The 18,141-nt window shown below is 73.1% G+C and carries 18 protein-coding genes; 5 read left to right on the top strand and 13 right to left on the bottom strand.

The features are described from left to right. Positions 1 to 26: 26 nt before the first annotated feature. Both ACIRQF_RS24420 and ACIRQF_RS24415 read right to left on the bottom strand, forming a co-directional pair. Entirely contained in the window at positions 27 to 326 is a 300-nt protein-coding gene (locus ACIRQF_RS24420) for a bacterioferritin-associated ferredoxin (protein ID WP_404094992.1), read from the bottom strand. A gap of 122 nt (positions 327 to 448) precedes the next feature. Continuing rightward, the gene (locus ACIRQF_RS24415; protein WP_403523388.1) at positions 449 to 1,801 is read right to left on the bottom strand and encodes a class II 3-deoxy-7-phosphoheptulonate synthase; all 1,353 of its coding nucleotides are present in this window, start codon (positions 1,799 to 1,801) and stop codon (positions 449 to 451) included. 210 nt (positions 1,802 to 2,011) lie between these two features. Between ACIRQF_RS24415 and ACIRQF_RS24410 the strand changes: the two genes are divergently transcribed. From ACIRQF_RS24410 to ACIRQF_RS24400, 3 genes are all read left to right on the top strand, one after another. Continuing rightward, positions 2,012 to 4,063, top strand: coding sequence for an N-acetylmuramoyl-L-alanine amidase (locus ACIRQF_RS24410; RefSeq protein ID WP_404094989.1), 2,052 nt, complete (start codon positions 2,012 to 2,014; stop codon positions 4,061 to 4,063). A gap of 86 nt (positions 4,064 to 4,149) precedes the next feature. Continuing rightward, on the top strand, positions 4,150 to 4,215 hold the full coding sequence (locus ACIRQF_RS24405) for a trp operon leader peptide (protein ID WP_376629954.1): 66 nt from the start codon (positions 4,150 to 4,152) through the stop codon (positions 4,213 to 4,215). 112 nt (positions 4,216 to 4,327) lie between these two features. Continuing rightward, the gene (locus tag ACIRQF_RS24400) at positions 4,328 to 6,244 is read left to right on the top strand and encodes an anthranilate synthase family protein (protein ID WP_404094986.1); all 1,917 of its coding nucleotides are present in this window, start codon (positions 4,328 to 4,330) and stop codon (positions 6,242 to 6,244) included. Between the two features lie 4 nt (positions 6,245 to 6,248). Here the strand turns inward: ACIRQF_RS24400 and ACIRQF_RS24395 are convergent, their stop codons facing one another. The 5 genes from ACIRQF_RS24395 to ACIRQF_RS24375 all read right to left on the bottom strand — a co-directional run bounded on the left by ACIRQF_RS24395 (position 6,249) and on the right by ACIRQF_RS24375 (position 11,415). Then, complete coding sequence (locus ACIRQF_RS24395) at positions 6,249 to 7,259, bottom strand: 2-hydroxyacid dehydrogenase (protein ID WP_404094983.1); 1,011 nt, start codon at positions 7,257 to 7,259, stop codon at positions 6,249 to 6,251. Positions 7,260 to 7,634: 375 nt separating this feature from the next. After that, positions 7,635 to 8,624, bottom strand: a complete 990-nt coding sequence (locus tag ACIRQF_RS24390; RefSeq protein WP_404094981.1) for an ATP-dependent 6-phosphofructokinase — start codon at positions 8,622 to 8,624, stop codon at positions 7,635 to 7,637. 104 nt (positions 8,625 to 8,728) lie between these two features. Beyond that, positions 8,729 to 9,376 (bottom strand): response regulator, encoded by a 648-nt coding sequence (locus tag ACIRQF_RS24385; RefSeq protein ID WP_376629952.1) that lies wholly within the window; start codon positions 9,374 to 9,376, stop codon positions 8,729 to 8,731. A 35-nt stretch (positions 9,377 to 9,411) separates the two neighbouring features. Beyond that, positions 9,412 to 10,635, bottom strand: a complete 1,224-nt coding sequence (gene macS / locus ACIRQF_RS24380; RefSeq protein ID WP_376629307.1) for a MacS family sensor histidine kinase — start codon at positions 10,633 to 10,635, stop codon at positions 9,412 to 9,414. A gap of 33 nt (positions 10,636 to 10,668) precedes the next feature. After that, entirely contained in the window at positions 10,669 to 11,415 is a 747-nt protein-coding gene (locus tag ACIRQF_RS24375) for a lysophospholipid acyltransferase family protein (RefSeq protein ID WP_376629305.1), read from the bottom strand. Positions 11,416 to 11,648: 233 nt separating this feature from the next. Between ACIRQF_RS24375 and ACIRQF_RS24370 the strand changes: the two genes are divergently transcribed. Both ACIRQF_RS24370 and ACIRQF_RS24365 read left to right on the top strand, forming a co-directional pair. Then, entirely contained in the window at positions 11,649 to 12,449 is an 801-nt protein-coding gene (locus ACIRQF_RS24370; RefSeq protein ID WP_404094977.1) for an alpha/beta hydrolase, read from the top strand. Next, a complete protein-coding gene (locus ACIRQF_RS24365; RefSeq protein ID WP_404094975.1) occupies positions 12,442 to 13,134 on the top strand; it encodes a hypothetical protein in 693 nt (230 codons plus the stop codon). The genes ACIRQF_RS24370 and ACIRQF_RS24365 overlap by 8 nt, the downstream gene beginning before the upstream one ends. 82 nt (positions 13,135 to 13,216) lie before the next feature. On the opposite strand, the gene ACIRQF_RS24360 is transcribed toward ACIRQF_RS24365, so the two are convergent. The 6 genes from ACIRQF_RS24360 to ACIRQF_RS24335 all read right to left on the bottom strand — a co-directional run bounded on the left by ACIRQF_RS24360 (position 13,217) and on the right by ACIRQF_RS24335 (position 18,061). Next, the gene (locus ACIRQF_RS24360; RefSeq protein WP_404094972.1) at positions 13,217 to 13,969 is read right to left on the bottom strand and encodes an endonuclease/exonuclease/phosphatase family protein; all 753 of its coding nucleotides are present in this window, start codon (positions 13,967 to 13,969) and stop codon (positions 13,217 to 13,219) included. A 92-nt stretch (positions 13,970 to 14,061) separates the two neighbouring features. Then, a complete protein-coding gene (locus ACIRQF_RS24355; protein WP_404094970.1) occupies positions 14,062 to 15,003 on the bottom strand; it encodes an ROK family glucokinase in 942 nt (313 codons plus the stop codon). A gap of 66 nt (positions 15,004 to 15,069) precedes the next feature. Next, positions 15,070 to 15,531 carry a DUF5304 domain-containing protein gene (locus ACIRQF_RS24350; RefSeq protein WP_404094968.1) on the bottom strand — a complete coding sequence of 154 codons (462 nt, stop codon included), beginning with the start codon at positions 15,529 to 15,531 and terminating at the stop codon, positions 15,070 to 15,072. 51 nt (positions 15,532 to 15,582) lie between these two features. Continuing rightward, positions 15,583 to 16,704, bottom strand: a complete 1,122-nt coding sequence (locus tag ACIRQF_RS24345; RefSeq protein WP_404094965.1) for an ArsA family ATPase — start codon at positions 16,702 to 16,704, stop codon at positions 15,583 to 15,585. Between the two features lie 88 nt (positions 16,705 to 16,792). Further along, on the bottom strand, positions 16,793 to 17,236 hold the full coding sequence (locus tag ACIRQF_RS24340; protein ID WP_376629292.1) for an SRPBCC family protein: 444 nt from the start codon (positions 17,234 to 17,236) through the stop codon (positions 16,793 to 16,795). A 69-nt stretch (positions 17,237 to 17,305) separates the two neighbouring features. Continuing rightward, on the bottom strand, positions 17,306 to 18,061 hold the full coding sequence (locus ACIRQF_RS24335; RefSeq protein WP_382484387.1) for a metallophosphoesterase: 756 nt from the start codon (positions 18,059 to 18,061) through the stop codon (positions 17,306 to 17,308). Between the last annotated feature and the right edge of the window lie 80 nt (positions 18,062 to 18,141).

The raw sequence follows: 18,141 nt of genomic DNA, 5'->3' as shown, positions 1-18,141 counted from the left end.
GAAAGGCCCCGCGACGCCCGGACGGGCTAAGCGGCTTCCCGCAGTTCGACCACGTCGGCGATGTCGGTGACCTCGGCGACCGCGCCGACGCCGACGGCGTCGGCGGCCTCGGCCGCCAGGGCGGGCATGCCCTGGTCCACGAGCTCGCGCCGCGGGCAGTTGCCGCGCCCGAGGATGGCCTGAATGCGCTTGACGCACGAACCGCAGTCGGTGCCCGCCTTGCAGGCCGAGGCGATCTGGCGGGGCGTGCAGGCGCCGGCCTCCGCGTGCTCCTTGACGTGCTTCTCCGTGACTGCGAAGCATGAGCAGACGTACACGCGGTTCACCTCCCGCCTAGATCGATAAGGCTAACCTAACCTTACCTGGCGAGTGGATGGCGCAAAAGCCCTTCCTACGACGATGGGGCGCGGATCACATGGATCCGCGCCCCATCGTCGTAGCAACCTACTTACTGATCGCGGTACATCTCCGCGACCAGGAAGGCCAGGTCCAGCGACTGGCTGCGGTTGAGCCGCGGGTCGCAGGCCGTCTCGTAGCGCTGGTGCAGGTCGTCGACGAAGATCTCGTCGCCGCCGCCCACGCACTCGGTGACGTCGTCACCGGTGAGCTCGACGTGGATGCCGCCCGGGTGGGTGCCCAGCGCCTTGTGGACCTCGAAGAAGCCCTTGACCTCGTCGAGCACGTCGTCGAAGCGGCGGGTCTTGTGGCCGGAGGCGGCCTCGAAGGTGTTGCCGTGCATCGGGTCCGTCACCCAGGCGACCGTCGCGCCGGAGGCGGTGACCTTCTCGACGAGCTCGGGGAGCTTGTCGCGGACCTTGTCGGCGCCCATGCGGACGATGAAGGTCAGCCGGCCCGGCTCGCGCTCCGGGTCCAGGCGGTCGATGTAGGTCAGCGCCTCGTCCACCGAGGTGGTCGGGCCGAGCTTGATGCCGATCGGGTTGGCGATCTGCGAGCAGAACTCGATGTGCGCGTGGTCCAGCTGGCGGGTGCGCTCACCGATCCAGACCATGTGGCCGGAGGTGTCGTACAGCTTGCCGGTGCGCGAGTCGGTCCGCGTCAGCGCGCCCTCGTAGTCGAGCAGCAGCGCCTCGTGCGAGGCGTAGAACTCGACCGCCTTGAACTCGGCCGGGTCGGTGCCACAGGCCTTCATGAAGTTCAGCGCGTTGTCGATCTCCCGCGCGAGCTGCTCGTAGCGCTGGCCCGACGGGGAGGACTTCACGAAGTCCTGGTTCCAGGCGTGCACCTGGCGCAGGTCCGCGTAGCCACCGGTGGTGAAGGCGCGGACCAGGTTCAGCGTCGAGGCGGAGGCGTGGTACATCCGCTTCAGGCGCTCGGGGTCCGGGACGCGGGCCTTCTCGTTGAAGTCGAAGCCGTTGACGGAGTCGCCGCGGTAGGTCGGCAGCGTCACGCCGTCGCGGGTCTCGGTCCCCTTCGAGCGGGGCTTGGAGTACTGCCCGGCGATGCGGCCGACCTTCACCACGGGCACGGAGGCCGCGTAGGTGAGGACGGCGCTCATCTGGAGCAGGGTCTTGAGCTTGGCCCGGATGTGGTCGGCGGACACGGCGTCGAAGGCCTCGGCGCAGTCGCCACCCTGAAGGAGGAACGCCTCGCCACGGGCGACGGCTCCCATCCGGGCGCGCAGCTGGTCGCACTCGCCGGCGAAGACGAGCGGAGGATACGACTCGAGGTCCGCGATCACATCGCGCAGAGCCTCGGCATCGGGGTACTCGGGCTGCTGCGCCGCGGGCAGGTCTCGCCAGGTCGCCTTGGCGACGGCGTGGGTATCAGCGTTCACGGTCACGTGCACCACAGTACGGGGTCTTCGCCCCGTCTCGTCCCGCTGCCCAGTGACTGAGACACGGGCCCTCCGCCCGGACATGCGCCCGACACCTTCCGGGGGTCCGCGCGTTAACCGTGGCTGTTACGTTCCGGCAGCTCTCGCTCCCCACAAGCGCGCCCGGACGACAGACGTCACACGACAGAACGCAGACGACAGAACCCAGGGGTGGGTGTGAACCAGAGGCACCGCAAGGACCGCAGGAAGAGGCGACTGCTCTACGGATCGCTGGCGGCCCTGGTGGCCAGCGCCGCCATCGGTGGCCTCGCGGTCGCCTCTCCCGGCCTCCTCGGTACCGAGGACGGCAGGAACGCCCAGGACGTCTCGCTGCAGTCCGCTTTCGACGACGCGGCGCGCGAGTTCGACGTGCCGCGGAGCGTGCTCATGGCGGTCTCCTACCGTCAGACGCGCTGGGAGTCCCACGCCGGTGAGCCGAGCACGACCGGCGCCTACAACGTCATGGGGTTGACGAAGGTCGACCCCGAGGACGTCGAACGGCCCGGCGACGCCGAACGGCTCGCGCATCTCAACGAGAGCGGCAGGCCGGAGATCGAGAGGACCTTCGTGCCCGCCCGGGTGCTGCGGGTACTGCCCAAGGAGACCGTCGACACCGACGACCCCCGGCTGCACACCCTGGACCGGGCCGCCGAGCTGACCGACAGCTCCGCCGACGCCCTGAAGGGCGACCCGGTCCAGAGCATCAGGGCCGGCGCCGCGCTGCTCGCCGCCTACCAGCGCGAGGCCACCGGCGACCTCCCCGAGGAGCCGGGCGCCTGGTACCCGGCCGTGGCCCGCTACAGCCAGGCACCGGACCGCGGCGGCGCCGACCTCTTCGCCCGGCGCGTCTTCGAGTCGATCAGGACGGGCGAGCGGGAGCTGACCACGGACGGCGAGCAGGTCGTGCTGCCGGCCGACCCCTCCGTGCAGCCGGTGCGGCCCGCCCAGGTGCCGCTCGCGGCGACCTTCGCGAGCACCACGGCCACCCCGGTCCCCGAGTGCCCGTCCGGCCTCGCCTGCGACTTCGTCCCCTCCCGTACGGGCGCGAACGGCGAGCGGAACTACACGGTCGCCGACCGCCCGTCGCAGGGCGTCGACGTGCGGCAGATCGTCATCCACGACACCGAGGGCGGCTACGACGGCTCCCTCGCCACCCTCACCGACCCGGCGGTCAAGGCCAGCGCCCACTACCTGGTGCGCGCCTCGGACGGTCTCGTCACCCAGATGGTGGAGAACAGGAACCTCGCCTGGCACGCCGGCAACTGGACCCTCAACATGCACGCCATCGGCGTGGAGCACGAGGGCTACGCCATCGACGAGAGCAGCTGGTACACCGAGCCCCAGTACGAGTCGACCGCGGCCCTGGTGAAGTTCCTCGCCGGGAAGTACGGGCTGCCGCTCGACCGCGAGCACGTCGTCGGCCACGACGAGGTGCCGGTGCAGCTCGACGGGTCGATCGGCAGGACGCACTGGGATCCGGGCCCCTTCTGGGACTGGAACCACTTCATGGCCCTGATGGGCGCGCCCACCGGCGACCGCGGCGCCGGCGGCCCGCTGCGGGCCGGCCAGGTGGTGCGCGTCGTGCCGCCGTTCACCACGGCCAACCAGCCGAAGCTCACCTACCGGGGCGGCACGGCGGTCGCGCCGCGCCCCGCCAACTTCGGCTATCTGTACACGCAGCCGTCGACGGGCGCGGCGACGCTCGCCGACCCGTACTTCTCGACCCTCTGGTCCGAGGGGTCGAACTGGGCGAACAAGGTCCGCGCGGGCGGCACCTACGTGGTCGCCGAGGCACGCACCGACTGGACGGCGATCTGGTACGCCGGGCAGAAGGCCTGGTTCCAGAACCCCGGCGGCCGGTACACGGTGCCCGTCACCGGCGCCCCGACCCAGGTCAGGGCCAAGGCCGGCACCACGGTGAAGATCTACGGCCGGGCCTTCCCGGAGACCGCCGCCTACGCGGCGGCGGGCCTGACCGCGCCGACCGACAGCCCGGACCACCTCTCGAAGTACGGCTTCCCCGCCGGTCAGGCCTACCCGAAGGCCGGGCCGCCCGTGCAGGGCGACGACTGGTTCGGCTCCGCCCGGAAGAACGTCGTCGGCGACACCCGCTACCTGCCCATCCGGTACAACCACCGGCTGGCGTGGGTGAAGGCGTCCGACGTCGAAGAGGTCCCGGGCGTGGCCCCGGTCTCCGGCTCCGGCCGCGCCGGCAGGCGTACGACCTGATCGTCTGAGCGTCCGTGACCGGCGCGTCCCGGTCCACGCTGTGGACCAGGACGCGCGACGGACCGGCAGCGCGCTACAGTGCCCCCATGCTCGCGCACACCCGGCTGACGAACCGGAACTGGTGGTGGACCGCTCATCCGGCGGCCCACTGACTGCGCGTACACCGAAACCACGCGAAGGCCGCCCGAGGGGCGGCCTTTCTCGTACCCGCGAGGCCGTTCCTCCCCCTGATCTCCCTGATCTCCACGGAAGGAACGACGCCCCATGGACCTCTCCCGTCTCCTCGACGACTCCGCCCCGCCGTTCGCCCTGCTGCGCCGGCGCACCCCGGGCCGGGACCACGACACCGTCGAGGTGCTCGTCGGCCCGGTGCACGAGGCCGAGCGGCTGGCCGAGCTGCCGGTGGGCACGGCCCCCGCGCTGGCCCTGGTGCCGTTCCGGCAGATCCGCGAGCGCGGCTTCGACGTCCGCGACGACGGCACCCCGCTCTCCGTGCTGGTCGCCGAGGAGGCGTACGAGCTGCCGCTCGCCGAGGCCCTGGACCGGCTGCCGGCCCATGACGTGCGGGTCGAGGGCGGCGGCTTCGACGTCTCCGACGAGGAGTACGCGCGGATCGTGCGGCGCGTGATCGACGAGGAGATCGGCGGCGGCGAGGGCGCCAACTTCGTCGTGCGGCGCACCTACACCGGCGAGATCCCGGGCTTCGGCCGGGCCGACGCGCTGGCCCTGTTCCGGCGGCTGCTCGCGGGCGAACGGGGCGCGTACTGGACCTTCGTGGTGCACACCGGGGACCGCACGCTGGTCGGTGCGAGCCCGGAGGTCCATGTGCGGATGACCGGCGGCACGGTCGTGATGAACCCGATCAGCGGCACCTACCGCTACCCGGCGGGCGCCGCGCCGACCCCCGAGGACCTGCTCACGTTCCTGGCCGACCGCAAGGAGACCGAGGAGCTGTCGATGGTGGTCGACGAGGAGCTCAAGATGATGTGCACGGTCGGCGACCGGGGCGGAGTCGTGATCGGACCGCGCCTGAAGGAGATGGCCCATCTCGCCCACACGGAGTACGAGCTGCGCGGGCGGTCCTCGCTCGACGTGCGCGAGGTGCTGCGCGAGACGATGTTCGCGGCGACCGTCACCGGATCCCCGCTGCAGAACGCCTGCCGGGTCATCGAGCGGCACGAGGTCGGCGGCCGTGGCTACTACGCGGGCGCGCTGGCCCTGCTCGGCACCGACGAGAGCGGGGCGCAGACCCTGGACTCCCCCATCCTCATCCGGACCGCCGACATCGCGGCGGACGGCGGGCTGCGGGTGCCGGTCGGCGCCACCCTGGTGCGACACTCCGACCCGGCGGGCGAGGTCGCCGAGACCCACGCCAAGGCGGCGGGTGTGCTGACCGCGCTGGGCGTGCGGGAGGGACGGCCTTTCGACAACGCGGACGGCACGGACACCGCGGGCGGCGCGGTCGGGGCGGCCGGGGCGGGCACCGTGCCGCCGCGCCTCGCGGACGATCCCCGGGTACGGGCGGCGCTCGACGCGCGACGGGCGGACCTGGCGCCGTTCTGGCTGAAGATGCAGGCGCGGTCGGCCGAGCTGTCCGGGCATGCGCTGGTGATCGACGCCGAGGACACCTTCACCGCGATGCTGGCGCACCTGCTGCGCTCCTCGGGCCTGGAGGTCTCGGTCCTGCGCTACGACGAGCCGGGCCTGCGGGAGCTGGCGCTCGCGCACGAGGGGCCGGTGGTGCTCGGCCCCGGCCCGGGCGACCCGCAGGACGCGGCCGACCCGAAGATGCGCTTCCTGCGCGGGCTGACCGCCGAGCTGCTGCGCGACCACCGGCACGGTCTGCTCGGGGTGTGCCTCGGACACGAGTTGATCGCGGCCGAGCTGGGCCTGGAGATCGTCCGCAAGCGGACCCCGTTCCAGGGGGCGCAGGTGCGGATCGACCTGTTCGGCCAGGAGCAGACGGTCGGCTTCTACAACAGCTTCACCGCGCGCTGCGACGACCGGGCGGCGACCGAACTGGCCCTGCACCGGATCGAGGTGAGCCGGGACGCGGCGACGGACGAGGTGCACGCGCTGCGCGGGCCGGGATTCGCCGGCGTGCAGTTCCACCCCGAGTCGGTGCTGACGATGGACGGGGCCGCGGTCACCGCCTCGCTGCTGGCGGGGGTCCTCGTCTGAGGGGTCACGAGGACCCGGCCTGGAGCCGCGGTACCAGGACGTTCTCGCTGCGCCGTCCGGCGAGGTGGTCGAGGACGTTCTGGACCGTGGTGTCGATGATCTGGCCGACCGCGTCGACGGTGTAGTACGCCTGGTGGGAGGTGACCACGACGTTCGGGAAGGTCACCAGGCGGGCCAGGGTGTCGTCCTCGACGCCCGCGAGGGACCGGTCGACGAAGAAGAGCCCGGCCTCCGCCTCGTACACGTCGAGTCCGACACCGGTGAAGCGGCCCGCGCGCAGTTCGCCGACCAGTGCCTCGGTGTCGACGAGGCCGCCGCGGCTGGAGTTCACCAGGATCGCGTCGTCCTTCATCGCCCGCAGGGCGGCGGCGTCGACGAGGTGGTGGGTGGCCGGGAGCAGCGGCACGTGCAGGCTGACGAGGTCGGCCTCGGCGAAGAGGCGCTCCTTGTCGACGTACTTCATGCCGAGTTCGAGGCACGCGGGGTTCTCGGCGATGTCCCAGCCGAGGAGGTTCATGCCGAAGCCGTGGGCGATCCGGGTGAAGGCCTCGCCGATCTTGCCGGTGCCGACGACGCCGACGGTGCGGCCGCGCAGGTCGCGGCCCATGAGTCCGTCGAGCCGGAAGTCGAAGTCTCGGGTCCGGTTGGAGGCACGGACGATCCGCCGGTTGACCGCCATCGCGAGGGTCCAGGCGAATTCGGCGACGGAGTAGGGCGAGTAGGACGAGACGCGGGCGACGGTGAGGCCCAGCCGCTCGGCGACGTCGAGGTCGATGTTGTTGAAGCCGGTGGAGCGCTGGGCGATCAGCTGGGTGCCGCCGGCGGCGAGGGTCTGCAGCACCCGGGGGCCGAGGTCGGCGTTGACGCTCGTGGAGACGACCTCGTAGCCGGCGGCGATGGGGGCCGTGTCCTCGGTGAGGAAGACCCCCACGCAGCGGACCTCGTGGTGCCCCGCGAAGGCCTTCTCCATGAGCGGCTTCTCGTCGGCTTGTACGCCGAATGCCAGGATCTCCACGGGCCCCTCCGTAGACGCGCCGATCGCGATGTGCCGGTTTCATCAGGTTACGGGCCGAATGGCCGGGTCACGGGGCGAATATACGGGCTGCGGCCGCGCGCGGCTCGGCCGAGCGGGACCGGCCGGGGCGGGCCCCGGGCCGGGAGGGACGAGCTCCAGGGCCGGGACGACCCCCGGGCCGGGCGGGACGAGCCCCCAGGCCGGGCGGGACGAGCACCCAGGCCAGGGCGGTCCCCGGCCCGGCCGGGACGAGCACCCAGGCCAGGGCGGCCCCCGGGCCGGCCGGGACGAGCACCCAGGCCGGGGACGGCCCCGGCTCCGGCGGGCCCAGGCCGAAGCGGCCCCCGAACGACGCGGTCCCGGCCGAGGCGGGTGTCAGCCGAAGAAGACCCCCGCCTCCGCGTACAGCGCCGGGTCCACCGTCTTGAGGCGGGCGGTCGCGGCGGCCAGCGGGACCCGGACCACGTCCGTGCCGCGCAGCGCGACCGTCGTGCCGTGCGCCCCGTCCCGTACGGCGTCCACGGCGTGCAGCCCGAAGCGGGTGGCCAGCCAGCGGTCGAAGGCGCTGGGACTGCCTCCGCGCTGGACGTGACCGAGGACGGTGGTGCGGGCCTCCTTGCCGGTCCGGCGTTCGATCGCCGCGGCCAGCCACGCCCCCACCGAGCTCCCCACCGGCGAGCCGTCCCGGGGCCGCGCGCCCTCGGCGACGACCAGGATCGGGGCGTAGGTGGCCTCGAAGCGGGAGGCGACCCAGGCGCAGACCTGGTCGAGGTCGAAGCGCTGCTCGGGGACGAGGATGATGTTGGCGCCGCCGGCCAGCCCGGCGTGCAGCGCGATCCAGCCGGTGTGCCGGCCCATGACCTCGACGACGAGGACCCGCCGGTGCGAGTCGGCGGTGGTGTGGAGGCGGTCGATGGCCTCGGTGGCGATGCCGACGGCCGTGTCGAAGCCGAAGGTCCAGTCGGTGGCCGAGAGGTCGTTGTCGATGGTCTTGGGGACGCCCACCAGCGGCAGCCCGTGCTCGGCGTGCAGCCGGGCGGCGATCCCGAGGGTGCCGCGGCCGCCGATGACGACGAGGGCGTCGACGCCGTCCTTGGCCAGGTGCTCGCGGACCCGGCGGACGCCGTCGGGAACGTCGAACGGGTCGGTGTAGGAGGAGCCGAGCACGGTGCCGCCGCGCGGCAGGATCCCGCGGACGGCGCGGACGTCGAGCGGGAGGCTGTCGCCGTCGACGACCCCGCGCCAGCCGTCCCGGAAGCCGGTGAAGCTCCAGCCGTACTCCTGGACGCCCTTGCGGACGGCGGCGCGGATCACCGCGTTGAGTCCGGGACAGTCTCCTCCGCCGGTCAGCACACCGACGCGCATGGGCACTCCTTCGCCGTACGTGGGGGAATACGGCCCACGCTAGTGGTGACGTGGGTCACCCTGACACGGCGAAGAGAGTGAATCGTCCACCCCCGTAAGGGGGATCAGGCGTCGTCCAGACCGCGCTCGATGGCATAGCGGACGAGCTCGACGCGGTTGTGCAGCTGGAGCTTGCCGAGGGTGTTCTGGACGTGGTTCTGCACCGTGCGGTGCGAGATGACGAGCCGTTCGGCGATCTGCTTGTAGCTCAGACCCTTGGCGACCAGGCGCAGCACCTCGGTCTCCCGGTCGGTGAGCTGCGGGGCCTTCGGCTCGTCGGCGCCGGGTGCCGGGCCGGGCTCGGAGGCGAGCCGCCGGTACTCGCCGAGGACGAGACCGGCCAGGCCGGGCGTGAAGACGGGGTCGCCCACGGCGGTGCGGCGCACCGCGTCGATGAGCTCCTCCGTGCTGGCCGACTTCAGCAGGTAGCCGGTGGCGCCGGACTTCACGGCCTCCAGGACGTCGGCGTGCTCGCCGCTCGCCGACAGCACCAGGACGCGCAGCGCCGGGTTGGCGCCGACGAGCTCCTTGCAGACCTGGACGCCCGGCTTGAGGGGCAGGTTGAGGTCGAGGACGAGGACGTCGGGGCCGGCGGCGGCCGCGCGGCGTACGGCCTGTTCGCCGTCCCCGGCCGTGGCGACCACGTCGAGGCCCGCCTCGGCGAGGTCGCGGGCGACCGCGTCCCGCCACATCGGATGGTCGTCGACGACCATGACCCTGATCGTCTGCCGGTCCGTCTGCTGCTCGCTCACTTCGCTCCTGCCTTCCCCCGCCGGTCCCGCGAGGTGCGCGGGACCTTCAGTTCCACTTCGGTGCCCTGTCCGGGGACCGAGATCAGTTCGGCGCTGCCGCCGAGGTCCCGCAGTCTGCCCCGGATGGACAGGGCGACGCCCATCCGGCCCTCGCCCTCGGCCTGGTCGAGCCGGCCCTCGGGGATGCCGGGGCCGTCGTCCCGGACCGTCACGATGACCTCGTCGCCCCAGTCCTCCAGCAGGATCCAGGCCTGCGCCCGCTCCCCCGCGTGCACCCGGACGTTGTCCAGGGCGGCCCCCACGGCGGCGGCCAGTTCGCGGGCCGCCGGGGCCGGCAGGACGACGGGGGCGCCGGGGTCGGAGAGGGTGACCCGCGCCCCGGCGCGCGGCGCGAGGAGGGTGCGCACGTCGAGGTCGCCGGTGTGGTCGTCGGGCTCCTCCACGACCCGGACGACGGCGCCCTCGGACTCGTCCTCGGAGACGTGCGAGGTACGGGTCAGGCCGCCGGCGACCAGGGTGCGCAGGGCGACCTCCTGTTCGCCGGCCATCCGGCCCAGCTCGGCGGCCTCCCCGCCGAGGGCGGTGCCGCGGCGCTGCACCATGGCGAGGACCTGGAGCACGCTGTCGTGGATGTCGCGGGCGAGCCGCTCCCGCTCGCGGGTGGCGGCCTCGATCTCCAGGGCCCGGGCGAGGGTGCGCTCGGAGGCGCGGGCGACCTCGACGACGTAGCCGATGGCGATGGAGGCGACCCAGACGAGCAGGACGTTGTGCAGGGTGTCGCGGCTGGGTTCGCCGCGCTCGATGATGTTGGCGACGGCGACCAGGGAGGACGCGAAGCCGGCCCAGCGCCAGCCGCCCTTGATCGCGTACGCGAGGACGGCGCCGGCGGTCCATATCGTCGGCAGCGTGGGGCCGTCCACGGACCGGGCCTGCACGTCGGCGACCGGGGTGAGCAGGATGCCGGTGAGGGCGACGGTGAGGTCGGCGACGAGGAAGCGCTTGGTGCAGCTCCGGGCGTTCGCCACGCTGGGGAGGGTGGCGAGGGTCCACACGCACATCACGGAGAGGAAGGCGACGGCGACCCAGGGGCGCTCGTAGTTGTGCCGCCCGAAGACGCCGAGCAGTACCGCGTAGACCATCGTGAGCACGCGGTACGCGGTGAGCGCTCGCCACAGCGGCTGCTCGACCGACATGCGCACGACACGTTCGCGCCTGGCCATATCCCCCACCCCCGTGCGCCCCCCCTCAGGAGGTCAGGCGCCGGACTCTTCCCGCGCCGCGATCTCGGCCTTGACGGCTTCCTTGGCGGCCTTCTCGGCCTCCGCCATCTGGCGCTTGGCCGCCGTCGCGTAGATGTCGACGTACTCCTGGCCGGACAGCTTCATGATCTCGTACATGACCTCGTCGGTCACCGAGCGCAGGATGAAGCGGTCGCCCTCCATGCCCTGGTAGCGGCTGAAGTCGAGCGGCTTGCCGATCCGGATGCCCGGGCGCATCAGCTTGGGCACGAGCTTGCCGGGCGGCTGGATCTTTTCGGTGTCGATCATGGCGACCGGGATCACCGGCGCGCCGGTGGCCAGCGCGACGCGCGCCAGGCCGCCGGGCTTGCCGCGGTAGAGGCGCCCGTCGGGCGAGCGGGTGCCCTCGGGGTAGATGCCGAACAGGCCGCCGCCCTCGATGACCTCGATGCCGGCCTTGATCGCCGCCTCGCCCGCGCCGCGCGCGCCGGAGCGGTCGACCGGGAGCTGGCCGACGCCCTTGAAGAAGGCGGCCGTCAGCTTGCCCTTGACGCCGGGGGTGGTGAAGTACTCGGCCTTCGCGATGAAGGTGACCTTGCGGTCGAGGACGGCCGGCAGGAAGAAGGAGTCGGAGAAGGAGAGGTGGTTGCTCGCGAGGATCGCCGGCCCCTCGGCGGGGACGTTCTCGAGGCCCTCCACCCAGGGCCTGAAGGCGAGCTTCAGGGACCCTCCGAGGGAGAACTTCATTGCGCCGTAGATCAACTCGCCAAGCCTTCCGTGGGCCGCCCCACCCTCTGCGTGCGGCGTCAGGCTGACCTTATCCCTTATGGGACCGGCCGGACCGCCGTGGGGAGCGCGGCTTCCCGTTTCCTTCGTGCTGACGGCCCTGGTCGGTGTCGGTCCGGTCGCGTACGGTGAAAGCCTTCCCCTTACCGAAGCCGCTTCGGGTCGTCCGCGAGAGCGCGGTCCGGAGTCGAACCCGAACAGGAGACCCCGTGCCGGTCCTTCCTGGAGCCGAACCGTACCGCCACGAGGGCGGAGAGGTCGGCGTCCTCCTCTGTCACGGATTCACCGGTTCCCCGCAGTCGCTGCGCCCCTGGGCCGAGTACCTGGCCGCGCGCGGACTGACGGTGTCGCTGCCACTGCTGCCGGGGCACGGCACGCGCTGGCAGGACATGCAGCTCACCACGTGGCAGGACTGGTACGCCGAGGTGGACCGCGAGCTGCGGGAGCTGACCGCGCGCTGCGAGCGGGTCTTCGTCATGGGCCTGTCCATGGGCGGCGCGCTGACCCTGCGGCTGGCGGCCCGGCACGGCGACGCGATCAGCGGCATCGTGCTCGTCAACCCGGGCAACAAGGTGCACGGCCTCGCGGCGTACGCGCTGCCCGTCGTCCGCCATCTCGTGCCCTCCACCAAGGGCATCGCCAGCGACATCGCCAAGGACGGCGTGGCCGAGGTCGGCTACGACCGGGTCCCGCTGCACGCGGCGCACTCGCTGCGGCGCTTCTTCCAGGTCGTCGACGCGGAGCTGCCGCAGGTCACGCAGCCGATGGTGCTGCTGCACAGCCCGCAGGACCACGTCGTACCGCCGGCCGACTCCGCGCGGGTGCTCAGCCGGGTCTCCTCGACGGACGTCAAGGAGGTCCTGCTGGAACAGAGCTGGCACGTGGCGACGTTGGACCACGACGCGGAGCGGATTTTCGAGGAGAGCTGGGCGTTCGTGACCCGGCTCGCTCCGGAACTCGCCGGCGAGAGCGTCGGGAAGACCGAGAAGGGAAGCGCGAGCGGTGGCTGAACAGCAGGACGGGGAGCGCGAGCCGCAGCCCATCGACGAGGCGGCGGCCTGGGCCGCGATCGTCGCCGGGTACGGCGAGGAGCCCGCGGACCCTCCGGGTGCGCGCCCCTTCCGTCCGGTGGAGGACCTGGCGCTCCCCGAGATGCCGGAGGAGGACGGGGGCGTGCCCACCGGGACCCGCACGGCTCCGGACGCCCCGGACGCACCGGGCGCACCGGGCGCACCGGGGACTCCGGGGACTCCGGGCGCCCCTGACACCCCGGCGGCCGCGGACAAGCCGGACAAGTTCCGGAAGCCCGAGGCCCCCGGCGAGCCGGAGCGGCCCGCCCTGGGCTCGTCCGTCGTCTTCGCCCCGGGTGTGGGCCTGGGCGGCGGCCCCCGCGACTACGCGCTGTCCGAGCCGGACGAGTCCGCCGGGACGGGCGACGAGGGCCACTTCGTGCCGCCGGAGCCGCCGCCGCTGCCGGAGGCCGACACCACGACGAAGTTCGCCTGGCTCGCGGTGGTCGGCGGACCGGTCCTGATGCTGCTCGCTGTGCTGCTCCAGTGGGACATGACCTGGTGGCTGACCACGCTGTGCGTGGGCGGCTTCCTGGGCGGCTTCGTCACCCTGGTGGCCCGGATGAGGCACGACGACGAGGACGACGACGGCTTCGACGACCCCGGCCGGGGCGCCGTGGTGTAGGCGGCCGCCAGGTCGTGTCCTTCGGACCGTGCCCGGCTCGCCCCGATCCGGAGGACGGGCCCTGCGAGGCGGCAGAGGCAGCCTAGGTCGCCGGGATACGGACCACCGCCAGGACCGGCAGGTGGTCCGTCGCCTTTCTCAGGTCCTCCGGGTCCAGGTCCTCCGGGACCCCGCAGGCGAGGAACTCGACGCCCGGGGTGGCCAGGACCGCGTCGATGCGGCGGTCCGGGGCGGTGACGGGCCAGGTGGGCTCCCCGCCCCAGGGCGCGGTCGTCCAGCCGTCCTGGAGCTCCTTCGTGAGACGGGTCCAGGCGCGGCCGCCGGGGCGCTCGTTGAGGTCGCCGGCCACGATCGCGTACGGGGTGCCCAGGGCGGCCACGCGGTCCAGGAGCAGGCCCGCCTGGGCGTGCCGCTCCTCCTCCTGGAGGCTCAGGTGGCAGCTGACCAGGCCGACCCGCGCACCCCCCAGCCGGACCACGGCGGTGGCCAGGCCGCGCCGGTGCCGGCCCGGGGTGAGCGGCAGGAGGACGTCCTCGGTGCGTTCCACGGTGGCCCGCAGCGAGCACAGCAGCAGCGGTCCGGCGGCGGTGGCGCCGCCGCTCAGGACGACGAGCTCGCTCTTGGCGGCGAGCCGCGCCGCGTGTTTGCGCCAGCGGAAGAAGCGGGGCGCCTCCTGGACGAAGACGAGGTCCGGGGCGCAGGCCCGGATCACCCGGGCGAGGGCGTCCTCGTCGTCGCGCATCGAGCGCACGTTGTAGGAGAGGATCCGGACGACGGCCGAACCGTCGGGCTCCGTACGGGAGTTGGGAAGCTCGCTGATCGCGCTGATCGCCATACGGCCCACGATAGGCGCGGTGCCCGCCGCGCCCCAGAGGGCGCGACGGGCACCGTCGCGACGAACCTGCCGAGCGTCCGCCCGGCGCCTGCTCAGCCCTGGCGGGCCAGGTCGGCCGCGCCCACCAGACCTGCCTTGTTGCCCAGCTGCGCGGCGAGCACCTGGGCGTGCGGACGCCACTGGCCGCCGATCAGCCAGCGCCGGAAGGACTTGCGGATCGGCTCGAGCACCAGCTCGCCCTCGTCCGAGACCCCGCCGCCGACGATGAACGCCGACGGGTCGAACAGCGACGCCAGGTCCGCGAGGCCGGCGCCGGCCCAGCGGGCGAGCTCGCGGAAGGAGTCGCGGGCCACGGGGTCGCCCGCGCGGGCGGCCTCGCTGACGTGCTTGCCCTGGATGCCCTCGGGGGTGCCGTCGCCGAGCGCGAGGAGCGTCTTCGCGTTCTCGGGGGTGGCGGCGGCGCGCTGCTTGGCGTAGCGCACGAGGGCACGGCCGGAGGCGTACTGCTCCCAGCAGCCCTGGCTTCCGCAGCCGCACAGCAGACCGTCCGGGACGACCCGGATGTGGCCGAACTCGGCGGCCACGCCGAAGCGGCCGCGGCGCAGCTTGTTGCCGATGATGATGCCGCCGCCGAGGCCGGTGCCGAGCGTGATGCAGATGACGTCCTCGTGGCCCTTGCCGGCGCCGAACCGGTACTCGCCCCAGGCCGCCGCGTTGGCGTCGTTCTCGACGACGACGGGGAGACCGACCCGCTGCTCGACCTTGTCCTTCAGCGGCTCGTGCCGCCAGTCGATGTTCGGCGCGAAGAGGACGGTGGCGCGCTTGTCGTCGACGTAGCCCGCGGCTCCGATGCCGACGGCCTCGATCTCGTACCCCTTGCCGGCCTCGGAGACCGCGGCGCTGATCGCGTCGACGATGCCCTCGGGGGTCGGCGGGGTGGGCACGGTGTGCGTGTCGAGGATGTTGCCCTCCTCGTCGACCACGCCGGCCGCGATCTTGGTGCCGCCGATGTCGACGCCGATGGTGAGTCCCATGTGTCCCTCAGTTTTCGGTCGAGCCCCGCTAGGGCCCACCGTACCCGAGGAGGGCGCCCCTCCTGATCAGTCCAGGTCGATGTGCTGCCCGGTCGCGGGCCCCTCGTCCGGCCCCTCGTCCTCGCCGCGGGCGTCCTCGCGGCCCGTGTCCTCGGCCTCCGCACCGGTCGCCTGCCGGCTGTCGCCGCGGGTCCAGCGGGCCTCCTGGCCCTGGACGGCGGAGCGGTAGGCGGCGAGGAGCTCGTTGCCGGCGGCGGCGAGGTGGTCGAAGACCTGCGGATTGCGCTCGATGACGGGCTCGACGAGGGCCTTCGCCTGGTTGACGACCTGGTGGACGGTGGCGGCGGCCTGCCCGCCGGCGACGGAGCCGCCGAAGGTGCCGCCGAGCTTGTCGGCGACGGCCTCGAAGAGCTTGCGGAACTCCTCGGCCGGAGTGCCGGGCTCCTCACCGCGGCGGGTGCGGCGGCGGGCCTTCTCGGCCTCCAGGTCCTCGGCGCAGGCATCGGCCCAGGCGTCCGAATCGCTCATGGCGTACTCCTTAAGGCTTCTACGGTCGACGGTACACCGCCTCGCCAGGGGTCAGGAGCCGCTCCTCGGCCAGAGCCCGGGGTCGGGGGTGAAGCGGATGCGCAGGTCGCCGTCGACGAGACCGGCGCCGGAGACGGTGCAGCGGCGCAGTACGGCGGGCAGCGGCACGGCGCGCCGGAACGGGCCGACGGAGAGCAGGAGTTCGTCACCCCGGCGGACGAGGGAGAGCCCGTCCTTGACGGCGCCGGGCAGCGGGACGTGCCAGACGAGGATGCCGTCCTCGGCACGGCGGTCCTCGACGGTCCAGGCGGGCGCGGCGGGCGGCGCGGCGGGCTCCGGTACGGCGAGCAGGACCAGGTCCTCCGGTCCGCGCGGGGCGCGGCCCAGGTGCGGCAGCTCGTGCAGCCCGGGGTGGGCCTCGCGGAGGGCGGCGAGGTGCCGGTGCTGCTCGGCGGCGAGGCCGGCGAACCAGGGGTCGGCCGAGTCGGCGGGGAGCACACGGTTGGCGACGACGGTGTCGAGGGCGAGGCCCTGGAGGGCGAGGCCGAGCCGCGCGGTGCGCAGAGCCTCCGCGGCGGCGGGTCCCGGCTCGACGACGAGCCGGACGGTGGTGTGCGGGGAGTCGACGACCTCTTGGACGGCGGCCAGTTCGGCCTCCCAGCGGGCGGTGGTCTCGTACAGCCACTGCGCGGGCAGGGGTACGCCGGCGAGCTGGGCGAGCATCGGGCGCAGCGCACGGGCGGCCTGGCGCTCGGGCGGCAGGAGGCGGCGCAGATAGCGGCGGAGCTGCTCGGGCAGGGCGAGCAGGGCGAGCGCCTCGCGGACGGGCGGGAGCTCGACGACGGCGAGGTCCCAGTCGCCGGCGGCGGCGTCGCGCAGGGCCCGCAGCAGCGCGAAGTGTCCGCTGCCGGGGAGCTCGGTCAGCTCTGCGTCCTCGAAGGGCGCGGCCCCGAGCAGGTCGAAGGCGACGCCGGACCGGGCCTGCAGGGCGAGGAACTCGCGCCGGAAGTCCGCGGCGGCGTCGGGCCGGACCACCCGCGGCCCGTCCGCCTCGCCGGCGTCCTCCGACACGAACAGCACGCGCCGCCCGGCCCGGGCCTCGGCGAGCGCGGTCCCGGCGGCCACCGCACTCCGCCCGGCGCCGCCGGTCCCGGTCACAAGAATGATCCGCATACGCCGACGGTACCGGCGCGCCGGGACACCTCACGCCCCTGGTCCGGACGCCCCGGCCCCCGGGAGCGCGGCCCCCGGCCGGTGCGGGCTACTTCGGGGACTCGACGCGCTTCTTCAGACCCGCGAGGGCGCGGTCGATGATGACCTTCTCCGCCTTGCGCTTGATCATGCCGAGCATGGGGATCTTGACGTCGACCGTGAGCTGGTAGGTGACCTCGGTCCGGGTGCCGGAGGCGGCCGGGGCGAGGCGGTAGGAGCCGTCGAGCGCACGGAGCATCTGGGACTTGACGAGGGTCCAGGACACCTCGTTGTCGCCGGTCCAGGTGTACGCGAGGGTGTGGTCGTCCTTGATCGCGCCGGCGTCGAGGAGCAGGCGGACCTTCTCCGCGCGGCCGGCGGCGTCGGTGTCGAGGACCTCGGCCTCCTTCACCTCACCCGTCCACTCGGGGTAGCGGGCGAAGTCGGCGATGACGCTCATGACCTCGGCCGGGGCCGCCTCGATGGTGATGCTCGAGCTGGTGTGTTCCGCCATCGCGGTGGCTCCTCGTATGGGCGCGATCCGTGTCTGCGTGCAGGCTATCGCGCCGGTGTCACGGGCCTGTCACCACTCCAGGCTCCAGGGGCGCCCGGTCGCCGCGAAGTGGCCGACGTTGACGCACTCCGTCGCGCCGACCCGCATGCGGCGGACCAGCGGCTGGTGGACGTGGCCGAAGAGGGCGTAGCGCGGGCGGACGCGGTGGATGGCGTCGAGGAGCGCACGGCTGCCGCGTTCGAAGCGGCGGGCGACGGTGTCGTACGTGAGCTCGGGGACGTCCGGCGGGATGTGGGAGCAGAGGACGTCGACCTCGCCGAGGGCCTCGACCTTGGCGGCGTACTCCTCGTCGGAGATCTCGTACGGGGTCCTCATCGGGGTCCGCAGGCCGCCGCCCACGAAGCCGAAGACGAGGCCGCCGAGCTCGATCCGGTCGCCGTCGAGGACGGTGGTGCCGGGACCGGCGTACTCGGGCCAGAGGTGGGGGACGTCGACGTTGCCGTAGGTGGCGTACGTGGGGGTGGGGAAGGCGGCGAACAGCTCCGCGTACTGGCGGCGGACGGCCGACTCGATGGCCGTGGCGCGGTCCATGTCCAGTTCCGCCCACAGGCGGCGACCGAGGTCACGGGCCTCGTCGAAGCGGCGGGCGGTGCGCAGCTCCACGATGAGGTCGGCGTTCTCGACGCCGAAGAGGTCGGGGAAGATGCCCCGGCTGTGGTCGGCGTAGTCCAGGAAGAGCACCAGGTCGCCGAGGCATATCAGGGCGTCGGCACCCTCCCCCGCCTTGGCGAGGGCTCCGGTGTTGCCGTGCACGTCGCTGACCACGTTGATCCTCATGGCGCCAGCCTAGGGGGTGCGACCTGCGGTTACTTGGGAGTCCGGAAAGCAGTGGACTACTGTGCGCC

It is taken from the genome of Streptomyces sp. NPDC101191 (genome assembly GCF_044767915.1).
GTDB lineage: Bacteria > Actinomycetota > Actinomycetes > Streptomycetales > Streptomycetaceae > Streptomyces.
The sequence above is the reverse complement of the archived record's forward strand: the minus strand, read 5'-3'. Positions and strand labels throughout refer to the sequence as shown.